This is a genomic window from Pseudoalteromonas sp. SG43-8 (assembly GCF_014164245.1).
GTDB classification, from domain to species: domain Bacteria; phylum Pseudomonadota; class Gammaproteobacteria; order Enterobacterales; family Alteromonadaceae; genus Pseudoalteromonas; species Pseudoalteromonas distincta.
The window spans coordinates 209,392-232,106 of record NZ_JACJEX010000002.1; the positions used below are offsets into that span (position 1 = coordinate 209,392).

At 39.8% G+C, this 22,715-nt stretch carries 28 protein-coding genes; 15 read left to right on the plus strand and 13 right to left on the minus strand.

Going from position 1 to position 22,715, the window contains the following annotated elements:
• Nucleotides 1–68: 68 nt before the first annotated feature.
• The 6 genes from lptB to H5122_RS06175 are packed head-to-tail and all read right to left on the minus strand — an operon-like array spanning nucleotide 69 to nucleotide 4,372.
• Nucleotides 69–794: an LPS export ABC transporter ATP-binding protein gene (gene lptB / locus H5122_RS06150; protein WP_002957942.1), complete on the minus strand. Its 726-nt coding sequence runs from the start codon at nucleotides 792–794 to the stop codon at nucleotides 69–71.
• Nucleotides 791–1,336, minus strand: a complete 546-nt coding sequence (gene lptA, locus H5122_RS06155) for a lipopolysaccharide transport periplasmic protein LptA (RefSeq protein ID WP_002957943.1) — start codon at nucleotides 1,334–1,336, stop codon at nucleotides 791–793. Before lptA ends, lptB begins: the two co-directional genes overlap by 4 nt.
• Nucleotides 1,326–1,880 carry an LPS export ABC transporter periplasmic protein LptC gene (gene lptC, locus H5122_RS06160; protein ID WP_002957944.1) on the minus strand — a complete coding sequence of 185 codons (555 nt, stop codon included), beginning with the start codon at nucleotides 1,878–1,880 and terminating at the stop codon, nucleotides 1,326–1,328. Before lptC ends, lptA begins: the two co-directional genes overlap by 11 nt.
• A complete protein-coding gene (kdsC, locus tag H5122_RS06165) occupies nucleotides 1,877–2,428 on the minus strand; it encodes a 3-deoxy-manno-octulosonate-8-phosphatase KdsC (protein WP_182681696.1) in 552 nt (183 codons plus the stop codon). The genes lptC and kdsC overlap by 4 nt, the downstream gene beginning before the upstream one ends.
• On the minus strand, nucleotides 2,429–3,400 hold the full coding sequence (locus H5122_RS06170; RefSeq protein WP_182681824.1) for a KpsF/GutQ family sugar-phosphate isomerase: 972 nt from the start codon (nucleotides 3,398–3,400) through the stop codon (nucleotides 2,429–2,431).
• Between the two features lie 3 nt (nucleotides 3,401–3,403).
• Nucleotides 3,404–4,372 carry a calcium/sodium antiporter gene (locus H5122_RS06175; protein ID WP_002957947.1) on the minus strand — a complete coding sequence of 323 codons (969 nt, stop codon included), beginning with the start codon at nucleotides 4,370–4,372 and terminating at the stop codon, nucleotides 3,404–3,406.
• Nucleotides 4,373–4,627: 255 nt separating this feature from the next.
• Between H5122_RS06175 and mlaF the strand changes: the two genes are divergently transcribed.
• The 7 genes from mlaF to murA are packed head-to-tail and all read left to right on the plus strand — an operon-like array spanning nucleotide 4,628 to nucleotide 9,292.
• Complete coding sequence (gene mlaF / locus H5122_RS06180) at nucleotides 4,628–5,443, plus strand: phospholipid ABC transporter ATP-binding protein MlaF (RefSeq protein WP_182681825.1); 816 nt, start codon at nucleotides 4,628–4,630, stop codon at nucleotides 5,441–5,443.
• Entirely contained in the window at nucleotides 5,443–6,222 is a 780-nt protein-coding gene (gene mlaE, locus H5122_RS06185) for a lipid asymmetry maintenance ABC transporter permease subunit MlaE (protein ID WP_182681697.1), read from the plus strand. The genes mlaF and mlaE overlap by 1 nt, the downstream gene beginning before the upstream one ends.
• 13 nt (nucleotides 6,223–6,235) lie before the next feature.
• Complete coding sequence (mlaD, locus tag H5122_RS06190; protein ID WP_002957950.1) at nucleotides 6,236–6,784, plus strand: outer membrane lipid asymmetry maintenance protein MlaD; 549 nt, start codon at nucleotides 6,236–6,238, stop codon at nucleotides 6,782–6,784.
• Between the two features lie 5 nt (nucleotides 6,785–6,789).
• Nucleotides 6,790–7,470 (plus strand): phospholipid-binding protein MlaC, encoded by a 681-nt coding sequence (locus H5122_RS06195; protein ID WP_002957951.1) that lies wholly within the window; start codon nucleotides 6,790–6,792, stop codon nucleotides 7,468–7,470.
• Nucleotides 7,463–7,756, plus strand: a complete 294-nt coding sequence (locus H5122_RS06200) for a lipid asymmetry maintenance protein MlaB (protein ID WP_002957952.1) — start codon at nucleotides 7,463–7,465, stop codon at nucleotides 7,754–7,756. The genes H5122_RS06195 and H5122_RS06200 overlap by 8 nt, the downstream gene beginning before the upstream one ends.
• Before the next feature lie 5 nt (nucleotides 7,757–7,761).
• On the plus strand, nucleotides 7,762–8,019 hold the full coding sequence (locus tag H5122_RS06205; RefSeq protein ID WP_002957953.1) for a BolA family protein: 258 nt from the start codon (nucleotides 7,762–7,764) through the stop codon (nucleotides 8,017–8,019).
• Between the two features lie 13 nt (nucleotides 8,020–8,032).
• Nucleotides 8,033–9,292 carry a UDP-N-acetylglucosamine 1-carboxyvinyltransferase gene (murA, locus tag H5122_RS06210; protein WP_182681698.1) on the plus strand — a complete coding sequence of 420 codons (1,260 nt, stop codon included), beginning with the start codon at nucleotides 8,033–8,035 and terminating at the stop codon, nucleotides 9,290–9,292.
• Between the two features lie 86 nt (nucleotides 9,293–9,378).
• On the opposite strand, the gene H5122_RS06215 is transcribed toward murA, so the two are convergent.
• The 3 genes from H5122_RS06215 to H5122_RS06225 form a co-directional block, all read right to left on the minus strand.
• Nucleotides 9,379–10,461 carry a trypsin-like peptidase domain-containing protein gene (locus H5122_RS06215; protein WP_182681699.1) on the minus strand — a complete coding sequence of 361 codons (1,083 nt, stop codon included), beginning with the start codon at nucleotides 10,459–10,461 and terminating at the stop codon, nucleotides 9,379–9,381.
• Nucleotides 10,462–10,563: 102 nt separating this feature from the next.
• On the minus strand, nucleotides 10,564–11,916 hold the full coding sequence (locus tag H5122_RS06220) for a Do family serine endopeptidase (RefSeq protein WP_182681700.1): 1,353 nt from the start codon (nucleotides 11,914–11,916) through the stop codon (nucleotides 10,564–10,566).
• A gap of 129 nt (nucleotides 11,917–12,045) precedes the next feature.
• Complete coding sequence (locus H5122_RS06225) at nucleotides 12,046–12,489, minus strand: YhcB family protein (protein WP_002957957.1); 444 nt, start codon at nucleotides 12,487–12,489, stop codon at nucleotides 12,046–12,048.
• A gap of 134 nt (nucleotides 12,490–12,623) precedes the next feature.
• Here H5122_RS06225 and zapE point away from each other — a divergent pair, with 134 nt between their 5' ends.
• From zapE to H5122_RS06265, 8 genes are all read left to right on the plus strand, one after another.
• The gene (zapE, locus tag H5122_RS06230; RefSeq protein WP_182681701.1) at nucleotides 12,624–13,712 is read left to right on the plus strand and encodes a cell division protein ZapE; all 1,089 of its coding nucleotides are present in this window, start codon (nucleotides 12,624–12,626) and stop codon (nucleotides 13,710–13,712) included.
• Between the two features lie 283 nt (nucleotides 13,713–13,995).
• Nucleotides 13,996–14,424, plus strand: coding sequence for a 50S ribosomal protein L13 (rplM, locus tag H5122_RS06235; RefSeq protein WP_002957960.1), 429 nt, complete (start codon nucleotides 13,996–13,998; stop codon nucleotides 14,422–14,424).
• Nucleotides 14,425–14,432: 8 nt separating this feature from the next.
• Nucleotides 14,433–14,825: a 30S ribosomal protein S9 gene (gene rpsI / locus H5122_RS06240; RefSeq protein ID WP_024595789.1), complete on the plus strand. Its 393-nt coding sequence runs from the start codon at nucleotides 14,433–14,435 to the stop codon at nucleotides 14,823–14,825.
• A 581-nt stretch (nucleotides 14,826–15,406) separates the two neighbouring features.
• The gene (gene petA / locus H5122_RS06245; RefSeq protein WP_002957962.1) at nucleotides 15,407–15,997 is read left to right on the plus strand and encodes a ubiquinol-cytochrome c reductase iron-sulfur subunit; all 591 of its coding nucleotides are present in this window, start codon (nucleotides 15,407–15,409) and stop codon (nucleotides 15,995–15,997) included.
• Nucleotides 15,997–17,262 carry a cytochrome b N-terminal domain-containing protein gene (locus tag H5122_RS06250; RefSeq protein WP_002957963.1) on the plus strand — a complete coding sequence of 422 codons (1,266 nt, stop codon included), beginning with the start codon at nucleotides 15,997–15,999 and terminating at the stop codon, nucleotides 17,260–17,262. Before petA ends, H5122_RS06250 begins: the two co-directional genes overlap by 1 nt.
• Complete coding sequence (locus H5122_RS06255) at nucleotides 17,259–18,008, plus strand: cytochrome c1 (RefSeq protein WP_002957964.1); 750 nt, start codon at nucleotides 17,259–17,261, stop codon at nucleotides 18,006–18,008. Before H5122_RS06250 ends, H5122_RS06255 begins: the two co-directional genes overlap by 4 nt.
• 80 nt (nucleotides 18,009–18,088) lie before the next feature.
• The gene (gene sspA, locus H5122_RS06260; RefSeq protein WP_002957965.1) at nucleotides 18,089–18,715 is read left to right on the plus strand and encodes a stringent starvation protein SspA; all 627 of its coding nucleotides are present in this window, start codon (nucleotides 18,089–18,091) and stop codon (nucleotides 18,713–18,715) included.
• Nucleotides 18,715–19,152, plus strand: coding sequence for a ClpXP protease specificity-enhancing factor (locus H5122_RS06265; protein ID WP_002957966.1), 438 nt, complete (start codon nucleotides 18,715–18,717; stop codon nucleotides 19,150–19,152). The genes sspA and H5122_RS06265 overlap by 1 nt, the downstream gene beginning before the upstream one ends.
• 59 nt (nucleotides 19,153–19,211) lie before the next feature.
• On the opposite strand, the gene dolP is transcribed toward H5122_RS06265, so the two are convergent.
• The 4 genes from dolP to H5122_RS06285 are packed head-to-tail and all read right to left on the minus strand — an operon-like array spanning nucleotide 19,212 to nucleotide 22,670.
• Nucleotides 19,212–19,778 carry a division/outer membrane stress-associated lipid-binding lipoprotein gene (gene dolP / locus H5122_RS06270; RefSeq protein WP_002957967.1) on the minus strand — a complete coding sequence of 189 codons (567 nt, stop codon included), beginning with the start codon at nucleotides 19,776–19,778 and terminating at the stop codon, nucleotides 19,212–19,214.
• Nucleotides 19,771–20,364, minus strand: coding sequence for an SIS domain-containing protein (locus H5122_RS06275; protein ID WP_002957968.1), 594 nt, complete (start codon nucleotides 20,362–20,364; stop codon nucleotides 19,771–19,773). Before H5122_RS06275 ends, dolP begins: the two co-directional genes overlap by 8 nt.
• A gap of 32 nt (nucleotides 20,365–20,396) precedes the next feature.
• Nucleotides 20,397–20,768, minus strand: a complete 372-nt coding sequence (locus H5122_RS06280; protein ID WP_002957970.1) for a YraN family protein — start codon at nucleotides 20,766–20,768, stop codon at nucleotides 20,397–20,399.
• Nucleotides 20,769–20,792: 24 nt separating this feature from the next.
• Nucleotides 20,793–22,670 carry a penicillin-binding protein activator gene (locus H5122_RS06285; RefSeq protein WP_182681702.1) on the minus strand — a complete coding sequence of 626 codons (1,878 nt, stop codon included), beginning with the start codon at nucleotides 22,668–22,670 and terminating at the stop codon, nucleotides 20,793–20,795.
• Nucleotides 22,671–22,715: the final 45 nt, after the last annotated feature.

Sequence of the window (22,715 nt, forward strand, 5' to 3'; positions counted from 1 at the left end):
TATCTCTAACAATCCTTTTATGTTGTTATAATTAATACTAGCAGATGCTTAAAGACATGGCGTAAATGTTACAGCCTAAATTGCTCGCCTAAATAAACATCGCGTACTGTTTTATCATTTAATACGTGTTCTGGAGTACCTGATGCAATCAGCTCCCCATGAGAAACAATGTAGGCTTTTTCGCAAACATCAAGGGTCTCTCTTACGTTATGGTCGGTAATTAATACTCCAATCCCACGATTTTTAAGATGTTCTATTATTTTCTTTATATCTAATACCGAAATAGGGTCAACACCGGCAAACGGTTCATCCAGTAATATAAATTTAGGATCTGCTGCCAGCGCTCGTGCTATTTCTACACGACGACGTTCTCCACCCGATAATGCCATACCTTGGCTATCACGAATGTGTTGTATGCTAAATTCATCTAATAAGTTATTGAGCGTGTCTTCTCTGGCTTGTTTATTTAGTTCTTTGCGCGTTTCTAAAATGGCCATTAAGTTTTGATAAACAGTCAGCTTTCTAAAAATTGATGACTCTTGCGGTAAGTAGCCTATGCCTAATCTAGCACGACTATGCATAGGTAAAAGAGTAATATCGTTATCATCAATAGATATTTTACCTTTGTCGCTAGGAACAAGCCCTACAATCATATAAAAAGTCGTTGTTTTACCAGCACCGTTAGGGCCAAGTAAGCCAACTATACTGCCAGCTTGTACTTCAAGGCCGACGTTTTTTACAACTTCACGACCTTTATAGCTTTTTGCCAATAGTTCTGCTTTTAATGTGCTCATGGTTGACCTTTATCGCCTTTTTTACTTTTTTTAGTTTCGATCGGTACTAAAATCGTGTGAACGCGGTCAGTTGAGTTTTCATCTTTTTCGGCACTGATGAGCTGCTGCTCTATGTCGTAGGTAATGCTTTTAGCATTTATTTTTTGTCCGGCTTGCGATACTTGTGCATTACCAACAAGCGTTAAAAAACGCTTAGATACATCATAACGTACTTCATCAGCACTGGCGCTCATAGTCGTGCCGTCTGATTGCTTTTCTTCAAAGTGCGCAGGGCTACCTGTGGCAATTAATAATTGTTTATTATCACCAAGTTCATCACGTTTGTGTACTTCTAGGCGATCGGCTGTAATGCGGCGATTACCGTGAATAATCTCAACGTTTTTCTCAAAAATCCCGACATTAGCTTTTAATTGACCTTCTTGCTTGTCGGCACTTATTGAAATTTGATTGGCAGCAGGTTGCGTGTTTTGTTCTGCAGCACTACTATTAAACGCTAGTATAAGTGTAGGAATTATAAGTGATTTTAATATTTTATTGGTCATAATATATGGTTCGCGTATGGTTAATTAGTTTTATCACTTCGGTTTTTAAGTCGGCTTCTAGGCCTTTACCGGTGATTTTTAAATTGGGTCCAGTGATAATGACGGGTTGCTCCGAACGCATTGTTAATAACTTTATATCAACCTGAATATTATCAGCATTGATTTTGTCTATCATGGCGTTATCGGTTAAGTTTTTGGCAACCACATTACCTTCTAAAATTAATTGTTTATCTTCGTATAATGTTGCTTCGTCTGCATTTATTTGCCACGTTTGTTGTTCGTTATATAAAGTGAAAATGGGTTTTTCGAAAAACGTGAAACCTAATTGCTGGTATAGCTCCATTTTAGCCGCAGTGACTTTGTGGCTAATTTTACCTTGCTCATCATAGGCTGTCTGTTTGAGCTCAATAGCTATGTAATCAGGCTTAGCAACAACTTCAGGCTCAGCCTGAGGCACAATATTTGTTTGTGTAAAATAAGGGTACCAAAGCCAAACCATACAGCTAATGAATAAAACGCTTAATATTATGCGCGCTGCATTCATGAACTAGTGCCTTGTGTAGTCAATGCTTTACCATTTTCAAGCATGAGCAAATCGGTGAGTTCTCTCACAGCACCAAAACCGCCAGGCATTTGCGTTACATAATGTGACAAACGCTTAATAAGTGGGTGGGCATCATTTACTGCAACGGCAAAGCCTACTAACTCCATAACAGGCATGTCAGGACCGTCATCACCAATATAAGCAATTTGTTCATCGCTAAGGTTGAGTTTATCTTTTAATTCTTGATAGGCAATGAGCTTATTTTCTTGGCCTTGATAAATATGCTGTACGGTTAAGCTGCTCATACGTTGTAGTACTATCTGTGAATGACGACCAGTAATAACAGCTACTTCAAAGCCACTGTTTATAAGTGCTTTAATGCCAAAACCATCTTTTGTATTAAATGCTTTTAGCTCTTCACCTTGATTGCCAAGGTAAATACGGCCATCAGAAAATACACCATCAATATCGCATATAAGTAGTTTTACTTTTTTAGCGCGTGCTTTTGCATCATCGCTCAGCGGTTGATAGAGTTCTTCAAATTGCATTTATAACACTCCTGCTTTTAATAGGTCTTGCATATTTAATGCGCCAATAGGTTGGTTTTTCTCATTGACGACGATTAGGCCATTTATACGTTTACGTTCCATAATATTGAGCGCTTCAGCGGCTAAAATATCTTGCGTAGCTGTAGTGCATGACTTAGTCATAACAACATCTATTTGTGTTGTATGAATATCAATTCTTTGTTCTAAAATGCGACGTAAGTCACCATCGGTAAGTAACCCTACGAGTTGCTGATTTTCATCAACAATGGCTGTCATACCTAACCCTTTAGCTGACATTTCAATTAGGGCATCTTTAACTGTTTGTGAAACATCAATAATAGGTGTATTTGCGCCGCTGTGCATAACATCTTTTAAAGTAAGTAATAAGCGCTTGCCTAAACTACCACCTGGGTGAGATAGCGCGAAGTCATCAGCTGTAAAGCCGCGAGCTTCTAATAATGCAACAGCCATGGCATCGCCCATCGCAAGCGTTGCAGTGGTACTTGATGTAGGGGCTAGACCCAATGAACAAGCTTCTTTTTCTACTTTAATGCACACATGTACATTAGCAAGGGTTGCCATGGTTGATTGCGTATTGCCAGTCATCGCTATCATTTTGGCACCAAGTCGTTTTAAAACCGGAATGATATTTAAAACTTCGCTGGTTTCCCCTGAATTAGAAATAAGCATAACCACGTCATTTTTAGTGATCATACCTAAATCACCATGACTTGCTTCACCAGGGTGAACAAAAAACGCAGGGCTGCCAGTGCTTGCAAGAGTTGCCGCTATTTTATTGCCAATATGGCCTGATTTTCCCATGCCAATAACAATAATACGGCCTTCACAGTCGTACATTAATTGGCACGCGTTATGAAAATTTTCATCTACATATTGTGCAATATCACTAAGTGCTTGGCGCTCAACATCTAAAACGCGAAGGCCTTGTTCAATAAAGTTTAGCGTTGCCATCATTTACCCTACTTGACTAAAAATATACCCTTGGTAACCCAAAAACGCTATTAGCAATAAGCCGCCTTCTACCCTATTGATACGCTGGGTGCCTCTAAAGTTCAATGACATAATAATAAGAGCAAGTGTTGCACCAATCATAATTAATATATCTCGGCTTACTAACGATGGATCAATTGCTGAAGGATTAATAATACCTGCTAGAGGTAATACAGCTAAAATATTAAATATGTTTGAGCCAACAATATTACCTAGTGCTAAATCATCTTCATTTTTAAGTACACCTGCAACCGAGGCGGCAAGTTCAGGCAAGCTAGTACCAATGGCAATAATTGTTAAACCAATGACTAAGTCGCTTAAGCCGAAGTATTTAGCAATATCAACAGCTGAGCCGATTAAAAAATGAGAACTAACCGGCAAGAGTATCATGCCGACAATTAACCAAAATACCGCTTTTTTAGTAGGTACATCGTTTGGTACATCGTCGCAGGCTTCTGAGACAAATGGGTCATCTTGGTTTTTTGCACGCATAGATACAATAATTAACCCACCGATGAATACGATAAAGCCAACTAAAAGCGCAACACCTTCACTAAATGAAAAGTAGTTATCTGAGAACACATACCAAGTAGCTAAAGATACGAGCATCACTAATGGCATTTCACGTTTTAACGTACTAGATGAAACTGAAAGAGGGCGAAATAGAGCTGTGATACCTAACACAAGTAAAATGTTTGTAATATTAGAGCCAACAGCATTGCCAACGGCTGTGTCGGTTTTGTTAGCTAAAGCGGCAGAGGCTGAAACCATCATTTCAGGGGCTGAAGAGCCCATGGCTACAACGGTCAAACCAACAATAAGTGTAGGTACACCAAAGTTTTTAGCAAGAGCCGCAGCCCCATAAACAAACCTATCGGCACTCCAAACAAGAGCTGCAAAACCAAGAATTAAAATAACAAACGAGGTAACCATTGTGTTAAGCCAGTTATACAAAATACGGATGGCGCGAATAGTAACAAAAGCCAAGATGAAAGTATAAATAAAAGAGTAAGGTCAACTAGGTAACAATGTTGCTTTTAAACAGCTAATTTAAAAATTTAAGCCGGGGTTAAGCTGTTTTGAGCGAGTCTTATAATCCTTTTCATGGGTGTATTACAAAATCTTACGAATTGTTTTTTCCATCTTTGACAAAAAAGCTTTAAAATAGGGGCACTAGTGAACATTTTTATGGAGAGCGACTTGTCGCAATCAATAGTAGAAGTCAAGGATGTTAGCTTTTCGAGAGGCAATAGAACCATATATAAAAATATGAGTTTTAGCGTTCCTAAAGGTAAAATTACTGCGATTATGGGGCCAAGCGGAATTGGCAAAACCACTATGTTGCGTTTAATTGGTGGTCAGCTTAAACCAGATTCAGGTGATATTTTATTTGAAGGTGGCAGCATTCCTAAAATGTCTCGTAAAGAGTTATACGAAGCACGTACTAAAATGAGTATGCTTTTTCAAAGTGGTGCGTTGTTTACTGATATGTCGGTATTTGACAATATCGCGTTTCCTATAAGAGAGCACACAAAGCTAAGTGAAGACCTGATTCGATTAGTTGTGTTAATGAAATTGCAAGCTGTTGGACTACGTGGCGCTAAAGATTTAATGCCATCTGAGTTATCCGGCGGTATGGCAAGGCGTGCTGCACTTGCACGCGCTATAGCACTTGATCCAGAGCTAATCATGTACGATGAACCATTTGCAGGGCAAGATCCTATTTCGATGGGCGTATTGGTTAAGCTAATTAAGTCGCTCAACGAAGTATTAGGTTTATCGTCTTTAATCGTGACGCACGATGTAACAGAGGTCATGAGCATTGCCGATCACGTGATAATTATCGCCGATCAAGGGGTAATTGGTTCTGGTACTCCAGATGAAATGCGTAATCATGAATCTCCTTTAGTTCAACAGTTTTTAAAAGGCTTGTCGGATGGTCCAGTACCATTTCATTTTCCGGCTCAAGCTTATGCAGACGAACTACTTGGAGAAAAAGCATAATGTTGGATTTATTTCAAAAGCTAGGGCATAAAACGCTAGGACGTTTTGCGGCCCTTGGTCGTTCTGCTTATATGCTGTTTAGTGCATTAGCGCATGTTCCTAATTTTAAAAAAGGCACACCTTTATTTGTTCGCCAGCTTTATATGGTTGGTTCGCAATCGTTACTCATTATTATGGTGTCGGGTTTGTTTATCGGCATGGTGTTGGCTCTACAAGGTTACACCGTATTGGTTGGTTATGGCGCTGAGGATAGTTTGGGGCCGTTAGTGGCACTGAGCTTATTGCGAGAACTGGGCCCGGTTGTTACTGCATTATTATTTGCAGGACGCGCAGGTAGCGCTTTGACAGCTGAAATTGGCTTAATGAAAGCAACAGAGCAACTTTCATCACTTGAGATGATGGCAATCGATCCGCTAAAACGTATTATTGCACCGCGCTTTTGGGCGGGTTTTATAAGCATGCCATTGCTTGCATTGATATTTTCAGCTGTAGCAATTATAGGCGCTCATTTAGTGGGTGTAGATTGGCTGGGGGTTGATACAGGTAGTTTTTGGTCAATCATGCAATCGCAAGTGTCGTTTCAGCAAGACATACTAAACGGTATTATTAAAAGCTTTGTATTTGCCATAGTGGTGACCTGGATTGCGCTTTATAAAGGATATGACTGTGTGCCGACCTCAGAAGGGATCAGCAAAGCAACCACCGAAACGGTTGTTCATTCGTCATTAGCAGTTTTAGGTTTTGACTTTATTTTGACAGCGGTAATGTTTACCAGTTAATAGGGTATAGATAATGAATTCACGGAAATTAGAAATTTTAGTTGGTTTTTTTGTAGCACTTGGCATTTTAGCTTTTGCGATGCTTGCACTTAAAGTTGCCAATTCAGGTATTAGTGGCTCTGGCGAAACATATACGCTTAATGCCAAGTTTGAAAATATCGGCTCGTTAAAAGCGCGTGCGCCAGTAAAAGTAGGTGGTGTTGTAATTGGTCGTGTTGAATCAATTTATGTTCACCCACAAGAGTTTTTACCAGTCGTTAATATGACCATTGACGCACAGTACTTATGTCGTTTTTCAGACACAAGCTCAATCTCTATTTTAACGTCGGGTATTTTAGGTGAGCAGTACTTGGGTATTCACCCTGTAATTTCTCCAGATTCTGCTAAGCAACGTTGTTTAGGCGAAACAGTGACAGAAAACAAGCAAGATGAAGCAATTGACGATTTATTTGGTGTGGAAAGTAAAGCACTAGGTGATGGCGATTCAATCACTGATACTAAGTCTGCCATTGTACTTGAAGAATTAATCGGGCAGTTTTTATTCAACCAAGGTAGTGAGTAATTATTATGTTGAAAAAGTTTTTAGCTATTGTAGCAATAGGCACAATGACGCTAACTCAAAGCGTAAGTGCAGCAGATGTGAAATTAATCGATCCTAATAAAATGGTACGCCAAGTTGCCGATAATACATTTGCGCGCATTAAAAAAGATCAGCCATTAATTGTTAAAGATCAAGAATACCTTCGCGTAATAGTCGAAGAAGAATTAATGCCTTATATCGACTATAAATATGCAGCACTTCGTGTACTTGGCAGTGAAGTATCTAAAGTTCGTGCAATTACCGATGAGGCTGAAAAGGCCAAAGCAATTAAAGAAATTCAACGCTTTATTGGTGTATTTAGAGAGTACTTAGTTGCTACTTATGCAGGTGTATTTACTCAATACACAAACCAGAAAGTTGAGTTTGGTGCAGAGCAAGCGTTTAAAGGCAAAGACGTTGTTGTTGTTAAGACTAAAATTATTGAAGACGGTAAACCTGATATCAGAATCGATTTTAAAGTACGCGAAGACCGTGACGGTGAATGGCGCGCGTACGATATGATTGCCGAAGGTATTAGTTTACTAGACGCAAAACAAAGTGAGCTGCAAGGTATTTTGCGCCAGCAAGGTATTGATAATGTAAGTAACCTTTTAGAGCAAAAGAGTCAGCTACCAGTTCAGTTTAGAGGCAGTAACTCGAATGACTAAATTGGCAATAAGCCAAGTTGATGGACAACATTTTGGAGTAAGCGGTGAGCTTACTCGAAATTCAATTGGCGATGAACAGCTTCTGAACAATAAGTTATTAACTAAGCATAAAATCATCTATTTCGACCTAAGTGGAGTATCAAGGGTTGACACAGCAGGCTTAGCTTGGTTAATTCACTCTTTTGCAGAATTAAAGCAGCAAGGCATTCGCCTTGAATTGCAAAACCTACCTGAGCAATTGCAAAATTTAATGCAATTGGGTCAGGTTACAACCCTATTTGAGTGAGAGTTATGGAAACTAGCCAAGTCGAAACATTATTACGCGAAGAACTTCAATTAGCTGAAGTACATGTAAAAGCCAATGGTAGTCATTATGAAGTTGTTGCAGTAGGCGAATGCTTTGACGGTTTAAGCCGAGTTAAAAAGCAGCAGCTAGTTTATGGTCCATTAATGAATACAATTTCAGATGGGACAATTCACGCAGTATCTATTCGTGCATTTACTCCTGTAGAGTGGAAGCGTGAACAAAAATTCATTTTACCGCAATAACTAGGGCCTCCTAATGGATCAATTTGTAATTCAAGGTGGCACTTCACTTGCTGGTGAAGTGACTATTTCGGGCGCTAAAAATGCCGCACTTCCTATTTTATTTGCTTCACTATTAGCTGATGGTAAAAGTATATTTACTAATGTACCGCGTCTTCGCGACATAGTGACCACTGAAGCCTTATTAAAAACTTTAGGTGCAGATGTTAATTGGCAGGGCGATACGCTAGTAATTGACGGTGCTACGGTTAATAAAACATTAGCGCCTTACGACTTAGTAAAGCAAATGCGTGCCTCTGTGCTTGCATTAGGCCCTCTAGTTGCACGTTTTGGTGAAGCTCAAGTGTCTTTACCTGGTGGGTGCGCTATTGGTGCTCGCCCGGTTGATATTCATATTCAAGGTTTGGAGCGCATGGGCGCACAAATAAACGTTGAAAATGGTTATATTAATGCCAAGGTAAATGGTCGCTTAAAAGGCGCTGAAATTTTTATGGAAATGGTAAGCGTAGGCGCTACCGAAAACCTATTAATGGCAGCGGCCCTCGCTGATGGTAAAACCATACTTGATAATGCGGCACGCGAGCCTGAAATAATTGATTTAGCTAACTGCCTAATTGCTATGGGCGCTAAAATCACAGGTGCAGGTACTAGCCGCATTGAAGTTAAGGGCGTTGAGCGTTTAGCTGGTTGCGAGCACAGTATTTTACCTGACCGAATTGAAACTGGGACGTTTTTAGTCGCAGCAGCAATGGCTGGCGGTGAAGTACTTTGTAAAAATACAGATTTTCATTCTCTTGAGCCTGTGATTGAAAAGCTACGTGCTACGAATGCGCACCTAGAAGTACATAACGATAGTATTTATCTTGATATGCGCGGCCGAGAACTTAAAGCCGTGAATATTAAAACAGCTCCACACCCAGGTTTTCCTACGGATATGCAAGCTCAGTTTACAGCATTGAATGTAGTAGCAAATGGTAGTGCAACGATCACAGAAACGATTTTTGAAAACCGTTTTATGCATGTACCAGAGTTGCAGCGTATGGGCGCTAATATTCGTTTAGAAGGGCATACCGCAATTTGTGGTGAGACTGATAGCTTAACGGGCGCGCAAGTGATGGCAACCGATCTGCGCGCTTCAGCTAGCTTAATCTTAACGGGTATAGTGGCACAAGGTGAAACGGTTGTTGACCGTATTTATCACGTTGATAGAGGTTATCAGCGCATTGAAGATAAGCTAAGTGCATTAGGCGCAAACATTAAACGTAGAAGTAGCTAAGTAGATAACTAGTTAAGCTATTTAAAAAAGGTCGGATACGCAAATTGCTATCCGGCCTTTTTATTGACGATTGATATTACTCTTTATTAGAGCTTTGTTTCAAGCTCAGCTACCACCACCATGATTTTTTCTATTTTTCCATCTCTGTAAAGCTCAAATTCTATTTCTTTACCGGGCTCCGTATTACCTATTTTTTCAAGCACTTTTTGTGGGTTTGCTACCGAAAGCCCTGCAATTTTAATGACGATATCTTGCTCTTCAATACCCGCTTGCCATGCTGGCCCCAAAGGGTCTAAATTAGTAATACGCATGCCGGTAACCGGCGTTAGGCTGTCGTTTACTTCTTTACCCGTACTATCTACTGCTGTGCCTTCAAAGCCTAAATAGCCGCGCACAACCCGACCGTGACGAATGAGTTTACCCATCACTTTTTTAGCAAGTGAGTAAGGAACCGCAAAAAATATTCCTTGAATATTCAGGTTCTCACGCGTTTTAAATTGTGCAGAAGTAATGCCGACTAAATCACCATTGGAGTTAACTAATGCCCCGCCGGAGTTGCCCACGTTAATAGCTGCATCCATTTGCAATAAGTTATTGTAAGGGCTATCTGTAATTTTTTGCTTACCGGTTGCACTAATAATGCCTTGAGTGATTGTTTGCCCTAAGTTAAGCGGGTTGCCTATAGCAAGTACAACATCGCCTACATTTGATACATAGTTATCGTTTACGGGAATTACCGGGAGGTGATCTGCATTGATTTTAAGTAAGGCTAAATCAGTAATGGTATCAAAACCAATTAGTTGCACATCAAAAAAGCGTCGGCCATCGGTTAAGATAACCATAATTTGGTCTGCATTATTCACAACATGGTAGTTAGTAAGAATATAACCGTCTTGCGACATAATGACGCCAGAGCCTAGCTCTTGTACCGTGTTTTTTCTTTTATAACGAGGCTCTTTGGAAATGCTTTCTGAAAAAATAGTAACTACAGAAGGAGCTGCTCGTTTAACTGCATCAGAAAAACTCAAGTGACTCGCACTCATCGCGCTCGGAAGGGGAACATTAGGAAGTAAGGCAGCTCGCATATTAGGGCTGAAAAAAACCACTAAAAAAGCAATACTTAGACCTGCAAATAAAGGGGGAAGAATAAATTTTATTAATTTCAGCACAGTTTTCTTATTATGTAAGTGAGCAATCTCTTTATGATGACATAAAAAAAATAACAGCGGCAAGTGCCACTGTTATTTTTATTACATTAATAGTGCTATTTATTACTGAATTAAAATAAATATAGACTCACGACCACGTTGCACGCCAAGTACGATATTACCTTTGGTGTTTTCGATAATCTTATTCATATCACGAATAGTCTCTACTCGTTGACGATTCACTTGCATAATAATATCACCTTCTTCAAGGCCAACACGGGCAGAAGGTGAGCGAGGGTCTACAGACGTAACCTCAATACCTTTATTACTATTTTTTTGCACGTTTTCAAGTGTCGCGCCTTGGAAGGCAGGATGCAGCTCTTCGCCTGTCGCTGTAACACCTGATGCACCATCAAGAGTTACTTTTACCGTTTTAATTTTACCATCGCGGTAAATACCTAGTTTTATTTCGCGGCCTTCACCTAGCGTAGCAATTTTGCTGCGCAGCTCGTGGAAACCACTAATATCGCCGCCATTAATGCTAACAATTACGTCACCTGCTTTTATACCTGCTTTACTTGCGGCAGTGTCGTCCATTACTTGCATTACATAAGCACCTTGTTTGACGTCAAGTTGCTGCGCTTTAGCAAGGCCTGCATCAAGTGGGCGGCCAGAAATACCCAGCGAACCTCGGCGTACTTCACCGTGTTCAACAATTTGATCAACTAAGTTTTTCATCATGTTTGATGGAATGGCAAAACCAATACCCACGTTACCGCCAGAAGCACCTAAAATAGCAGTGTTAATACCAATCAATTCACCGTTTAAGTTAACTAATGCACCACCAGAGTTGCCTTGGTTGATAGCAGCATCGGTTTGAATGAAATCTTCGTAGCCCTCAATATTTAAACCACTACGGCCAAGAGCACTAACAATACCAGATGTAACTGTATGGCTAAGTCCAAATGGGTTACCAATAGCGACAGCAAAGTCGCCCACTCGTATACTATCTGAATTTGCGAGTTTTATTTCAGTTAAGTCATCAGCGTCTATTTGTAAAAGAGCGATGTCTGATTCTGTATCAGTACCAATTTTAGTTGCTTCAAATTCACGGCCATCTTCGAGGGTTACTACCATTTTTTCGGCATCTTGGATGACGTGATTATTAGTGACTACATAACCCTCATCAGCATCAATAATCACCCCAGAGCCTAATCCACTAAATTGACGCTTTTGACTGCGAGGCTGTTGCTGTCCAAAAAAGTATTCAAGCGGATCTGCACGGCGCCGTACTTCTTTTGAGCCTGAAACTTGGATACTTACAACACCTGGAGATATTTTCTCTAGCATGGGGGCAAGAGTTGGTAGTTGTTGACCATTTACTGCAATTGGCATTTTTGCATAAGACGCTACTGGGCTCATTAACAAGCTTGTAGATAGGATAGCTGCGCTGATAAGTGATAATTTCATTTTCATAGTCAGGGGTAACTCCACTTAAGATAAAGCAAAACAAAAAGGGCTACTTTACAGCAGCCCTTTTCGGTTTATTAAGATAAAACAACAAAGCTGTTATATCTAAAGACTATGGGGTCAAAAAAAAGTTCATCAAGATGCTTTAGAATGTTCTGAAACTTTATTTTGACCAGCAAATAAACCTGATTCACCTGATACATAATCAGCTGGTTGTGCTGCGGCTGTAGAACGATCGCATTGACGCTCTTTTAATGAAGCCTGCAGTTGTTCTGTTGTTTCTTTTGAAAAGAATGGTTCAGCTGGTGCTTTATTTCTATCTTCTAGAAGAAGCTGGTTTGTTTCTTCAACGTGACTAAGCAGCTGATCATAGTTTTCTTTCATTTTATTTACGAGCTTACCAGTATTCGCTAAATGATCAGCTACATCTTGACGATACTGCTCTAACGCATTTTCAGCTTGCTCTGCTTGCTCTTTTAATTCATCTTGTTTGAACTGTTTTTTAGTAACAAATGCGCCAATAAAAAATGCTACAACAGCAACAATAACAATCAAACCTACCCACATAACTGTGCCCATAAAAACTACCCCTTTGGGAAAATAACTAACGAATGCCGATTCAATTATAAATCATACTAAGTGTAATATACCCCGAGTTATGATGCGTGTTAATATGCTTTGCAAATTAAACTGTGTTTTAACTGTAAATAGATATGACTCCTTGGCAAACATACCAACAAGACTTAAAGCGAGATGACTTTGTACACGACGCAGCACAAGAAAATGCTGTGCGCCATTTACAACGTCTATACGATGACCTAACTCAGACAAAGCCAAAACAAAAAGGCTTTTTTGCTAAGCTATTTAGTAAAGAAGAACCTGCGCCTGTAAAAGGTTTGTACTTTTGGGGGGGAGTAGGGCGTGGTAAAACTTATTTAGTTGACACTTTTTACGAATCATTACCGGGCACACGTAAAATGCGTGTGCACTTTCATCGATTTATGCACCGAGTGCATAACGAGCTTAAAAAGCTAAATAATACGGCTAATCCATTAGAAAAAATTGCTGACACTTTTAAAGCTGAAACAGACATTATTTGCTTTGATGAGTTTTTTGTACAAGATATTACTGATGCCATGCTATTAGGTGGCTTAATGGAAGCGCTATTTGCACGGGGCATCGTACTTGTAGCAACCTCTAATATAGTGCCTGATGAACTTTATATAAATGGCTTACAGCGAGCGCGTTTTATGCCAGCAATCGAGCTTGTTAAAAAAAATACCGAGATAGTTAATGTAGATTCAGGTATTGATTATCGCTTACGTACTTTAGAGCAAGCCGAAATTTTTCATAGTCCGTTAGATGAAGATGCGGATAAGAATCTATTTGAGTACTTCGATAAGTTATCGCCAGAGCCAGGACAATTAGATGAGCCGATAGAGATAGAAGGGCGAAAAATCAAAACGCGTAAAGTAGCTAAATGCGTTGTGATGTTTGAGTTTAGTGAATTGTGCGAAACAGCACGTAGCCAGGTCGATTACATGGAGATTAGCCGCTTATACAATACGGTGATTATTTCTAACGTAAAACAGCTAGGGCAAACTAATGATGATGCTGCTAGACGCTTTATTGCTTTAGTGGATGAATTTTACGAGCGCCACGTAACTTTAATTATATCGGCTGAAAAACCTATTACCGACCTTTATACCCAAGGTAATTTAAACTTTGAATTTAAGCGTTGTATTAGTCGTTTACAAGAAATGCAATCCTTAGAATATTTAGCTAGAGAGCATTTAGTTTAAATAAGTAAGTAAATGTGTAATAGGGCAACTATAAAAAAAGAGGTACATATATAGTACTTCTTATTTCTGAAATTTCTTGTGGAAAAAACAACCGGCGAGTAGCAATGTGTTTTAAGTGCTGGTATACTCCCGCGTCTGCCACGTTGCGTTCTATGTCCTCATATAGTCTAGCCACTTGTGAGCGGCGCAAAAGTCTAAAACTCGAAGGGGTTATAGCAAACTTAGAGCAGTAGTTAATATTAACTACTTGTGGTTTTAATTGAAAAACATTGGATTTTTATAAATGAAAACGTTTGTTGCTAAACCAGAAACAGTAAAACGTGACTGGTACGTAGTTGACGCTGAAGGTAAAACTTTAGGTCGCATCGCTACTGAAATCGCTCACCGCCTACGCGGTAAGCATAAAGCTGAATACACTCCTCACGTAGATACTGGTGATTACATCATCGTTATCAACGCTGAAAAAGTTACTGTAACTGGTAACAAATTCAAAGATAAAGTGTACTACGCTCACTCTGGTTTTCCAGGTGGCCTTAAGTCTACTACTTTTGATAAACTTCAAGCTGCAAAGCCTGAAATGATCATCGAGAAAGCTGTAAAAGGCATGTTGCCACGTGGTCCTTTAGGCCGCGCTATGTACCGTAAACTTAAAGTTTACGCAGGTACTGAGCATAACCATGCTGCACAACAGCCTCAGGTTCTAGACATTTAAGGAGCACCATCATGGCAAATCAATACTACGGTACAGGTCGTCGTAAAAGTTCAAGTGCTCGCGTATTCTTACGCCCAGGCACTGGTAACATCGTAATCAACAAACGCTCTCTAGAAGAGTATTTTGGTCGCGAAACAGCACGCATGGTTGTTCATCAAGCTCTTGAGCTAGTTGATATGACTGAAAAATTTGACCTTTACATCACCGTTTCTGGTGGTGGTACAACTGGTCAAGCTGGTGCTATCCGTCACGGTATCACTCGTGCACTTATGGAGTTTGACGAGTCACTACGTCCACAACTTCGTAAAGCAGGTTTTGTTACACGTGATGCACGTAAAGTTGAACGTAAGAAAGTGGGTCTTAAGAAAGCGCGTAAGCGTCCACAGTTCTCAAAACGTTAATCTATACGTTATCAAGAATCCAAAAACCCAGCTTATGCTGGGTTTTTTGTTTTCAAATCAAAAAGTTTACATTTCCTACTTAATTTAAATTTGTTTATAGCGGTCGCCATACTTGGTATTGCTGTAATTAATGATGATCAAATTTATCAATAACTGCGTATTAATCGAACGAAAGTTAAAAAACACTCAGATAGCTGCAAAAAAGTTAAATAATTATCGTAATTAGTTTAAATCCATCAGTTAATTGGTGGAATTTTTTGCTACAATTGGCGTGGAAGTAAAATGAGTGAGTTTAACGACACTATGTACAGTTTTTACTGTTTCCTCTTAGTGGTGTTGATCTCGGTCAGTATATTGTTTTTACAGAAGCGTTATTATAGTCGTTCGGCTTTATTCTCGAGCTAGCTTAATCAAATTTTTGATCAAGTCAGGTTTATTCGAGCATGGGGCTTTGAATAACCTTGTTTTAATCAAGGGTTTTAATTATGATCGCTTCTATTTTAAAAATTTCGAATAATTAACCTGCTGTAACTGATGTTCTCAATATAGCAAGTGTTGAGAATCATAGTGGAGATAAGTGGATGAGCAATGCGCCTGTAGACAATGGCCGACGTCGCTTTTTAACCATAGCTACCTCTGTTGTAGGTGGTGTTGGTGCGGCTGGGGCTGCTGTTCCTTTTATTGCGTCTTGGAATCCAAGTGAGCGAGCTAAATCTGCGGGTGCGCCTGTAGAAGTAGATATCAGCAAACTTGAGCCTGGACAATTAATACGTGTCGAGTGGCGTGGTAAACCTGTATGGGTTGTATCACGTACCCCAAAAATGCTTGAGCAGATGAAAGAACATGAAGGTCAACTTCGTGATCCGCAATCGCAAGAGCCACAACAATTAGAATCATCAACAAATGATTACCGTTCATTACGTCCAGAAATATTTTTGGCTGTAGGTATTTGTACGCATTTAGGATGTTCACCAGGCTTTTTACAAGGTAATTTTGGTGAGAAAGTAGAAGGGACTGATGACGGTTTCTACTGCCCGTGCCACGGTTCTAAATTTGATATGGCTGGTCGAGTATTTCAATCGGTACCTGCACCATTAAACTTAGAAATACCACCTTATACTTTTCTAGATGACACCACTATTTTAGTGGGCGAAGAAAGAGGGGTAGCCTAATGTTTGGTAAGATTATTGGTTGGATAGACGACCGAATCCCAATGACACGTGTTTGGAACATGCACATTGCACAGTATCCAGCACCTAAAAACTTTAACTTCTGGTACTTTTTTGGCTCACTAGCCATGTTAGTACTAGTAAACCAAATCCTAACAGGTATTTGGTTGACGATGAACTTTGTTCCGTCTGCTGAAGGTGCTTTTGCCTCGGTAGAGTACATCATGCGTGATGTAGAATATGGCTGGTTACTACGTTACTTGCACTCAACAGGTGCATCAGCGTTTTTCATCGTTGTATATATGCATATGTTCCGTGGCATGATCTACGGTTCTTACCAAAAACCGCGTGAATTACTGTGGTTATTTGGTATGTTCATTTTCTTAGCGCTAATGGCTGAAGCATTCATGGGATACTTATTACCATGGGGCCAAATGTCGTTCTGGGGCGCACAAGTAATCATTTCATTATTCGGTGCTATTCCGGTTATTGGTGATGACTTAACACTTTGGATCCGTGGTGACTACGTAATATCAGGTGCAACGCTTAATCGCTTCTTTGCATTACATGTAATTGCACTACCACTGGTTATTGTAATCTTAGTTTTCTTACACATTGTTGCTCTACACGAAGTGGGTTCAAATAACCCTGAAGGTATTGAGATTAAACGTAAGAAAGGCTCAGTAGCTGAAGAAGATAAGCCTAAATTTAAATTCCACGAGTATTACACTAACAAAAAAGACATTGTTGATGCGATACCGTTCCACCCTTACTACACAGTTAAAGATATTGTGGGTGTGGTTGGTTTCTTAATACTGTTTTGTTGGGTTGTGTTCTTTATGCCGGCGATGAATGGCTTCTTTTTAGAAGGTCCAAACTTCGAGGCGGCTAACCCACTTAAAACACCTGAGCATATTTTCCCAGTTTGGTACTTTACGCCATTCTATGCAATCTTACGTGCAATCCCTGATAAGTTAATTGGTGTTGCGGCGATGGGTGCATCGATTGTAGTACTTGCATTACTACCTTGGATAGACCGTGGTAGAGTTAAATCGGTTCGTTACCGTTGTGGTTTCCATAAATGGAACATTGCAGGCTTTGTTGTAACTTTCGTTCTTCTTGGTTGGGTGGGTGCAACTCCACAAACTGATATGAAAACGATTATTTCTCAAATCTGTACTGTGACTTACTTTATGTTCTTCGTACTGTTGTTTGTATACAGTAAGAACGAAAAAACTAAGCCATTGCCAGAGAGGTTAACGAAATGATGAAGAAGCTTATTATTGGTTTATTTGCTTTATCAGTAAACTTGTTGCCTAACATGGTTATGGCAGCAGGTCCGTCGGTTCCTTTAATGGAAGCGAATAACGACCTTACTGATCAACCATCTTTACAACGCGGTGCAAAGTTGTTCATGAACTACTGTCTTGGTTGTCACCAAATGCAGTATCAACGTTATGAACGTACTTTTCGTGATATCGGTATCCCAACAGAAGTTGGTTTAGAGCAGTTAATTTTTGACGGCTCTAAAGTAGGTAGCCATATCACCAACGCAATTACAAAAGACGATGCAGCAAAATGGTTTGGTGCGGCTCCGCCGGATTTAACTCTAATTGCACGTGTAAAATCACCAGATTATATTTACACGTACCTAAAATCGTTTTATAAAGATGAATCTCGCCCGTTTGGAGTTAACAATATTGTTTTTCCATCGGTAGGTATGCCTCATGTTCTTCAAGAACTACAAGGTTTACCAACGCCTATCACTAAAGAAGTAGAAGAACATGGCCACACTGTGACCAAAGTTATTGCTACTGAAACTGATGGTACGGGTGAATTAAGCGTAGATGAATACGACCAAGCGGCTCGTGATTTAACAAACTTCCTTGAGTACGTGGGTGAACCTTCACGTCTTGAATCGGAAGCGCTAGGTATTAAGGTAATAGGATTCTTAATAATTCTATTTATCTTGGCATTTATGCTTAAGAAAGAATACTGGAGAGATGTTCATTAAGTTGAACATTTTTAAAGGTAATTTTGCAATAGGGGCTTAAGCCCCTTTTGCTGTTTTAGTTATTTAATGGAGGTATAGGCATGGCCGTAGCTGCCAATAAGCGCCCTGTAATGACCCTTTTTTCTGGTGCTAACTGTATGTATAGCCACCAAGTACGTATTGTACTTGCGGAAAAAGGTGTAAGTGTAGATATTCATTTGGCTGAAAAAGATAACTTGCCAGAAGCACTTCACGAAATTAACCCTTACGGCACAGTGCCAACACTGATTGACCGTGAGCTTGGTTTATACCAGGCAAACATCATCATGGAATACCTTGATGAGCGTTTTCCTCATCCTCCACTAATGCCTGTTTACCCGGTAATGCGTGGTCGTAGTCGCTTAATGATGCATCGTATTGATACTGATTGGTACAGCCTAGCTGATAAAATCAGTAACAACACGTCAGATGCTGCTCAAGCTCGTAAAGAGCTAACAGAAGCATTACTTGCTGTAGCACCTATTTTTAGCGAAGCACCTTACTTTATGAGTGAAGAGTTTAGCTTAGTAGACTGTTATTTAGCTCCACTATTATGGCGTTTACCAGAGTTTGGTATTGAGCTTAATGGTGCAGGTTCTAAAGAGCTTAAAGAGTACATGATCCGCTTATTTGAACGTGAGTCATTCCAAGCCTCTTTAACTGAAGCTGAGCGTGAGATCCGTTTATAATGACGCCTAATCGTCCTTATTTATTACGTGCTTTTTTTGATTGGATAGTCGATAACGAGTGTACACCGCATTTAGTGGTAGACGCTGGGTTTGCAAATGTACAAGTGCCAACACAGTTTGTTCAAGATGGACAAATTGTTTTAAACATAAGTCCATCAGCGGTCACACAGTTTTCGTTAGACTTAACCCAACTTAGCTTCAATGCGCGCTTTGGTGGTCAGCCAATGCAAGTGTATGTGCCTCTAGGTGCTGTGCTTGCAATATACGCGCGTGAAAATGGCGAAGGAACAGTCTTTACTGCAGATGAGTTTTTAGAGGACGAAGACGATTTTGTGCCTGAGCTTGAAAGTGTTGATTCATCAGCTGAATTTATTGATGAAACACCACCAGAGAAGCCACAGAAGAAAAAAGGCTCTCATTTACGCGTTATTAAATAATAAGTAAATGCGAAAAAAAACCGCTTAATAAGCGGTTTTTTTATATCTGTATTTTGTGTTTACAAGTATTCAAATACTTTAATTACACGCTCTACGCCAGATACATTTCGGGCAATATTTACAGCTTGAGTAGATTCAGAGTCAGACACTAAGCCCATTAAAAATACTTCAGCGTTTTCAGTAACTACTTTAATATTATTACTGCTAATGTCTTTTGCTGTTAGTAACTGAGCTTTTACTTTAGAAGTTAACCAAGAGTCATGAGTTTGTGTAGTAATGCCAATATTTGAGCCAATACGAATTTGGTTATGTATCTTACGAATACCTGAAACGCCCTCAATGGTACGCTGTGCTTCGTTTCTCATTTCTTCATTAGATACTTGGCCTACAAGTAAAACAATACCGTTAACGCTTACAGCGCTTATATTGGCAAACTTTTCAAGGCGTTCTACTTCGCTAAGTGCAATACTCGCTTTTATTTCAATATTGTTATCGTCAATTTGAGAGCCAATGGTACGGCGATCGTTCGCTGCAGTTACTGCACTGGCTGTACCTGCAACAACAGCAGCTGCGCAGCCTTGTAGTAATACAACAGTTCCTAAAACAATAAGAGAGCGTTTAAACATAATTTTCATCCTGAGGGAAAAGCGTTAAATCAACAAGTTCGCTTAAACAATGTAAGTTAACTAAATGGGATTCGATAATGCGGCTAGGGCGTTTAGATGGGGATCTAATTTCAACATCGTTAGGGCCAAGTAGGCCAACCAACTCGCCACCATCATCACCAACCATAACTATGACCTTCATATCTTTAGTTAGTGCTGCTTCAACGGCAGAAATAACATGCTTTTCGTTACCGTTAATAGCCAGTACGAGCAATAAGTCGCCTTGCTGGGCAAAAGCGCGGACTTGACGAGCAAATGTATCGTGATCGTCTACCTGAGTACTTTGCCCAAGATTAACGTTTTCTTGCGATAGAGCAATTGCCGGCAAACAAGGACGTTCGGTTTCATAGTGATTAACCAATACACCCGCCATATGCTGAGCGAGCATGTGGCAATTTGCAGTACCGCAGCAAATGAGTTTATTTCCGTTGATCAGACTTTGTGCAATAGTAAATGCAGCTGACTCAAGCGCACTAGGTAGCACTTCACCAGCAGCGATTTGAACTTGAATGCTTTCTGTAAAAATTTCTTTAATTGTGTCTTGCATAGCCTACCAATAATTTATCTTTGTATTTGCGTTTAAAATACATTTTTAAGCCAATTAATATTAGGAGATGCTTCTCCTGTAATGGCTACATAATCAATTCTTAGTGCTTGGTTAGTTAAATTTTTAGCTGCTAAGTAATGATAAATACTACGTTTTAATCGAGCTTGTTTTTGTGGGCTAAGTGCATAGTTGGCACCGCCACGGGCATTATTTTTGCGAAATTTGACCTCAATGAATACAAGGGTGTCGCCTTCTTTCATAATGACATCAAGCTCGCCAAAGGGGCAGTAATAATTACGTTCAATGGGTGTTAAGCCCTGAGTAACTAAGTATTTTTGCGCTTCAAGCTCATAGTACTGGCCTTTTTCGCGACTATTGTGCCACAGCTCTTTAAACCACGACATGCCGCCCCCTTAACTAAATAAAGTTTAATTTATAGTTTGTATATCACCCGCTGATTGCATAAACAATGGTACCGGGCGTTGTGTTTCTAATTGCACAGGCTTAATGCGACGGTTTGTATATTGAGCCCAGTCGAGCATACGTTCTATATGGCCGCTGGTATTAACAGATAGCTTACCGCTCAAACCACTATATTGATTGCCTGGCATTACGCTTAGCTGTCTAATGTCATGTAATATTGATACTGCATCGTACGCCATTGCAAATAAGCGTTGGCTAATATCAATTTGCTCAGGCCATAGAGAGTTGTACTGCTGGCGTAAATTATGTTGTTTAATTTGTGAATCAAGCATCCACGGTAATTCAGTAAAGTATAGGCCGTCTAAGTCGCCTTTGTCTGTACTGTCAATTTGTTTACTATGACTTTTAGAGCTTGCATAAAGTGGAATGCGATCAGCAAATGTACTGACGTTTACATCAAGGTAAGGTTTAATTAAGCGAGTTTCTATTGCATCACCCAAAATATAAATAACGTCTATATCACTGCGTGAACGCGTTTCGTTTTCTACTTCTTGCTTAAATAATGCTTTAACTGTTTGTATGCGATCTTTTGACTTATCAACTTCTAATAAGCTGGTAATTGTGTTCGGCATATCTTTTTTATCGTTATAAAAACCGATTTGTGGCTTGGTTTCGCTGTAGCGTTGCCACTGTAGGTTAAAATAATCAACTAAACGTTGGCCATTTGCATTATTTGGCGCAAGCAGCATAGGCTTTTGATAGCCCTTAGTTAAAAAGTGTTCCAGAGCTTGCTGTACTTCGTGCTCAGGGTTCAATGCAAAGTAATAATGCTGAAGCGAAATGCGCTCACCATCAAAGGTGTTTAAATGCAGTACTGGAGTATCAATAAGAGTTTGTGCATTGGCTAGTTTATCAATATTTGCTTTAAGTAGAGGACCAATTACAAAATCAGGCTTTATTTCTTCAAGTTGCGCTGCGATTTCCTCAATGCTTAGGTTTTCATCAATAAAAATAGTGTCGTTGATAGTTTGCGTATCAAGTGCAGCTAACACACCGGCTTTAAGCGCATCACCTAAGCGTTCGTTAGGGCCTGATTGTGGAAACAACACAACTAAACGCTCTATATTAATAGGGGCGAGCTCAGTAAGCATTTCGTCTTGTTCAGGTAATACAGAAGAAGCCGGATGCCCAATATAGCGCCTGCGCCAATTATTAATTGCTTGGTCTAGCTCCACACCACTACTTGCATATACTTGATAGTATAGACCAAGGTTTACCCAGCCTTGCTGGATAACCGAACCACGGTTAAAACGTTCAAGCGCATATGAAGAGAGCTGTTTTAAGTTATCCCACAAATTTTGATTGAGCTGAGGGATTTCTATATTATTTTTTGTGGCTGTTTCAGAAGCTCTAAAGAAATAGGGGGCAGCTTTTTTTGGAAAATTTTGCGATGCATAAATACTGGCTATTAAAAACTGATGCCAAGCAAAATGCTCAGGTTGAGTAAGTTGTCCGTCTAGCGATTGTAAAATCACCAAAGCTTGATCATTCTTATTCTGTTGTTTTTGTGCAAATGCTATATAAAGACGGTTTTGGATTTGATCAACACTTGCGGTTAATTCAAGCTCATTACCTATTTTCTCTAACAAAGGCCAGTTTTGCTCACTAATTGCGGCATCACGGGCGCTATACAATAACTGTATTTTATCGGCACCTTGGCGGTTTTGCGCCAATTGGTAGATAGATTGCGCACTGGTTGCCTGATTTTGCAGTGCATTAGTGCGGTTACTTACGTTATCGCTGTTTTTAGTTGGTTTTTCGGTTGTGCTACACGCCGATAACCCTGACAATATAATTAATAGACTAACTAGTTTAAGTCGCACAATGATTTCCCAATACGTTAACGCGATTTGCTTATATTACTGACT

Excerpts from the sequence above, each read along its gene's own strand:
- lptB (WP_002957942.1), bottom strand. The coding sequence starts at position 794 with ATGAGCACATTAAAAGCAGAACTATTGGCAAAAAGCTATAAAGGTCGT.
- lptA (WP_002957943.1), bottom strand. The coding sequence starts at position 1,336 with ATGACCAATAAAATATTAAAATCACTTATAATTCCTACACTTATACTA.
- lptC (WP_002957944.1), bottom strand. The coding sequence starts at position 1,880 with ATGAATGCAGCGCGCATAATATTAAGCGTTTTATTCATTAGCTGTATG.
- kdsC (WP_182681696.1), bottom strand. The coding sequence starts at position 2,428 with ATGCAATTTGAAGAACTCTATCAACCGCTGAGCGATGATGCAAAAGCA.
- H5122_RS06170 (WP_182681824.1), bottom strand. The coding sequence starts at position 3,400 with ATGGCAACGCTAAACTTTATTGAACAAGGCCTTCGCGTTTTAGATGTT.
- H5122_RS06175 (WP_002957947.1), bottom strand. The coding sequence starts at position 4,372 with ATGGTTACCTCGTTTGTTATTTTAATTCTTGGTTTTGCAGCTCTTGTT.
- mlaF (WP_182681825.1), top strand. The coding sequence starts at position 4,628 with ATGGAGAGCGACTTGTCGCAATCAATAGTAGAAGTCAAGGATGTTAGC.
- mlaE (WP_182681697.1), top strand. The coding sequence starts at position 5,443 with ATGTTGGATTTATTTCAAAAGCTAGGGCATAAAACGCTAGGACGTTTT.
- mlaD (WP_002957950.1), top strand. The coding sequence starts at position 6,236 with ATGAATTCACGGAAATTAGAAATTTTAGTTGGTTTTTTTGTAGCACTT.
- H5122_RS06195 (WP_002957951.1), top strand. The coding sequence starts at position 6,790 with ATGTTGAAAAAGTTTTTAGCTATTGTAGCAATAGGCACAATGACGCTA.
- H5122_RS06200 (WP_002957952.1), top strand. The coding sequence starts at position 7,463 with ATGACTAAATTGGCAATAAGCCAAGTTGATGGACAACATTTTGGAGTA.
- H5122_RS06205 (WP_002957953.1), top strand. The coding sequence starts at position 7,762 with ATGGAAACTAGCCAAGTCGAAACATTATTACGCGAAGAACTTCAATTA.
- murA (WP_182681698.1), top strand. The coding sequence starts at position 8,033 with ATGGATCAATTTGTAATTCAAGGTGGCACTTCACTTGCTGGTGAAGTG.
- H5122_RS06220 (WP_182681700.1), bottom strand. The coding sequence starts at position 11,916 with ATGAAAATGAAATTATCACTTATCAGCGCAGCTATCCTATCTACAAGC.
- H5122_RS06225 (WP_002957957.1), bottom strand. The coding sequence starts at position 12,489 with ATGGGCACAGTTATGTGGGTAGGTTTGATTGTTATTGTTGCTGTTGTA.
- zapE (WP_182681701.1), top strand. The coding sequence starts at position 12,624 with ATGACTCCTTGGCAAACATACCAACAAGACTTAAAGCGAGATGACTTT.
- rplM (WP_002957960.1), top strand. The coding sequence starts at position 13,996 with ATGAAAACGTTTGTTGCTAAACCAGAAACAGTAAAACGTGACTGGTAC.
- petA (WP_002957962.1), top strand. The coding sequence starts at position 15,407 with ATGAGCAATGCGCCTGTAGACAATGGCCGACGTCGCTTTTTAACCATA.
- H5122_RS06250 (WP_002957963.1), top strand. The coding sequence starts at position 15,997 with ATGTTTGGTAAGATTATTGGTTGGATAGACGACCGAATCCCAATGACA.
- H5122_RS06255 (WP_002957964.1), top strand. The coding sequence starts at position 17,259 with ATGATGAAGAAGCTTATTATTGGTTTATTTGCTTTATCAGTAAACTTG.
- sspA (WP_002957965.1), top strand. The coding sequence starts at position 18,089 with ATGGCCGTAGCTGCCAATAAGCGCCCTGTAATGACCCTTTTTTCTGGT.
- H5122_RS06265 (WP_002957966.1), top strand. The coding sequence starts at position 18,715 with ATGACGCCTAATCGTCCTTATTTATTACGTGCTTTTTTTGATTGGATA.
- dolP (WP_002957967.1), bottom strand. The coding sequence starts at position 19,778 with ATGTTTAAACGCTCTCTTATTGTTTTAGGAACTGTTGTATTACTACAA.
- H5122_RS06275 (WP_002957968.1), bottom strand. The coding sequence starts at position 20,364 with ATGCAAGACACAATTAAAGAAATTTTTACAGAAAGCATTCAAGTTCAA.
- H5122_RS06280 (WP_002957970.1), bottom strand. The coding sequence starts at position 20,768 with ATGTCGTGGTTTAAAGAGCTGTGGCACAATAGTCGCGAAAAAGGCCAG.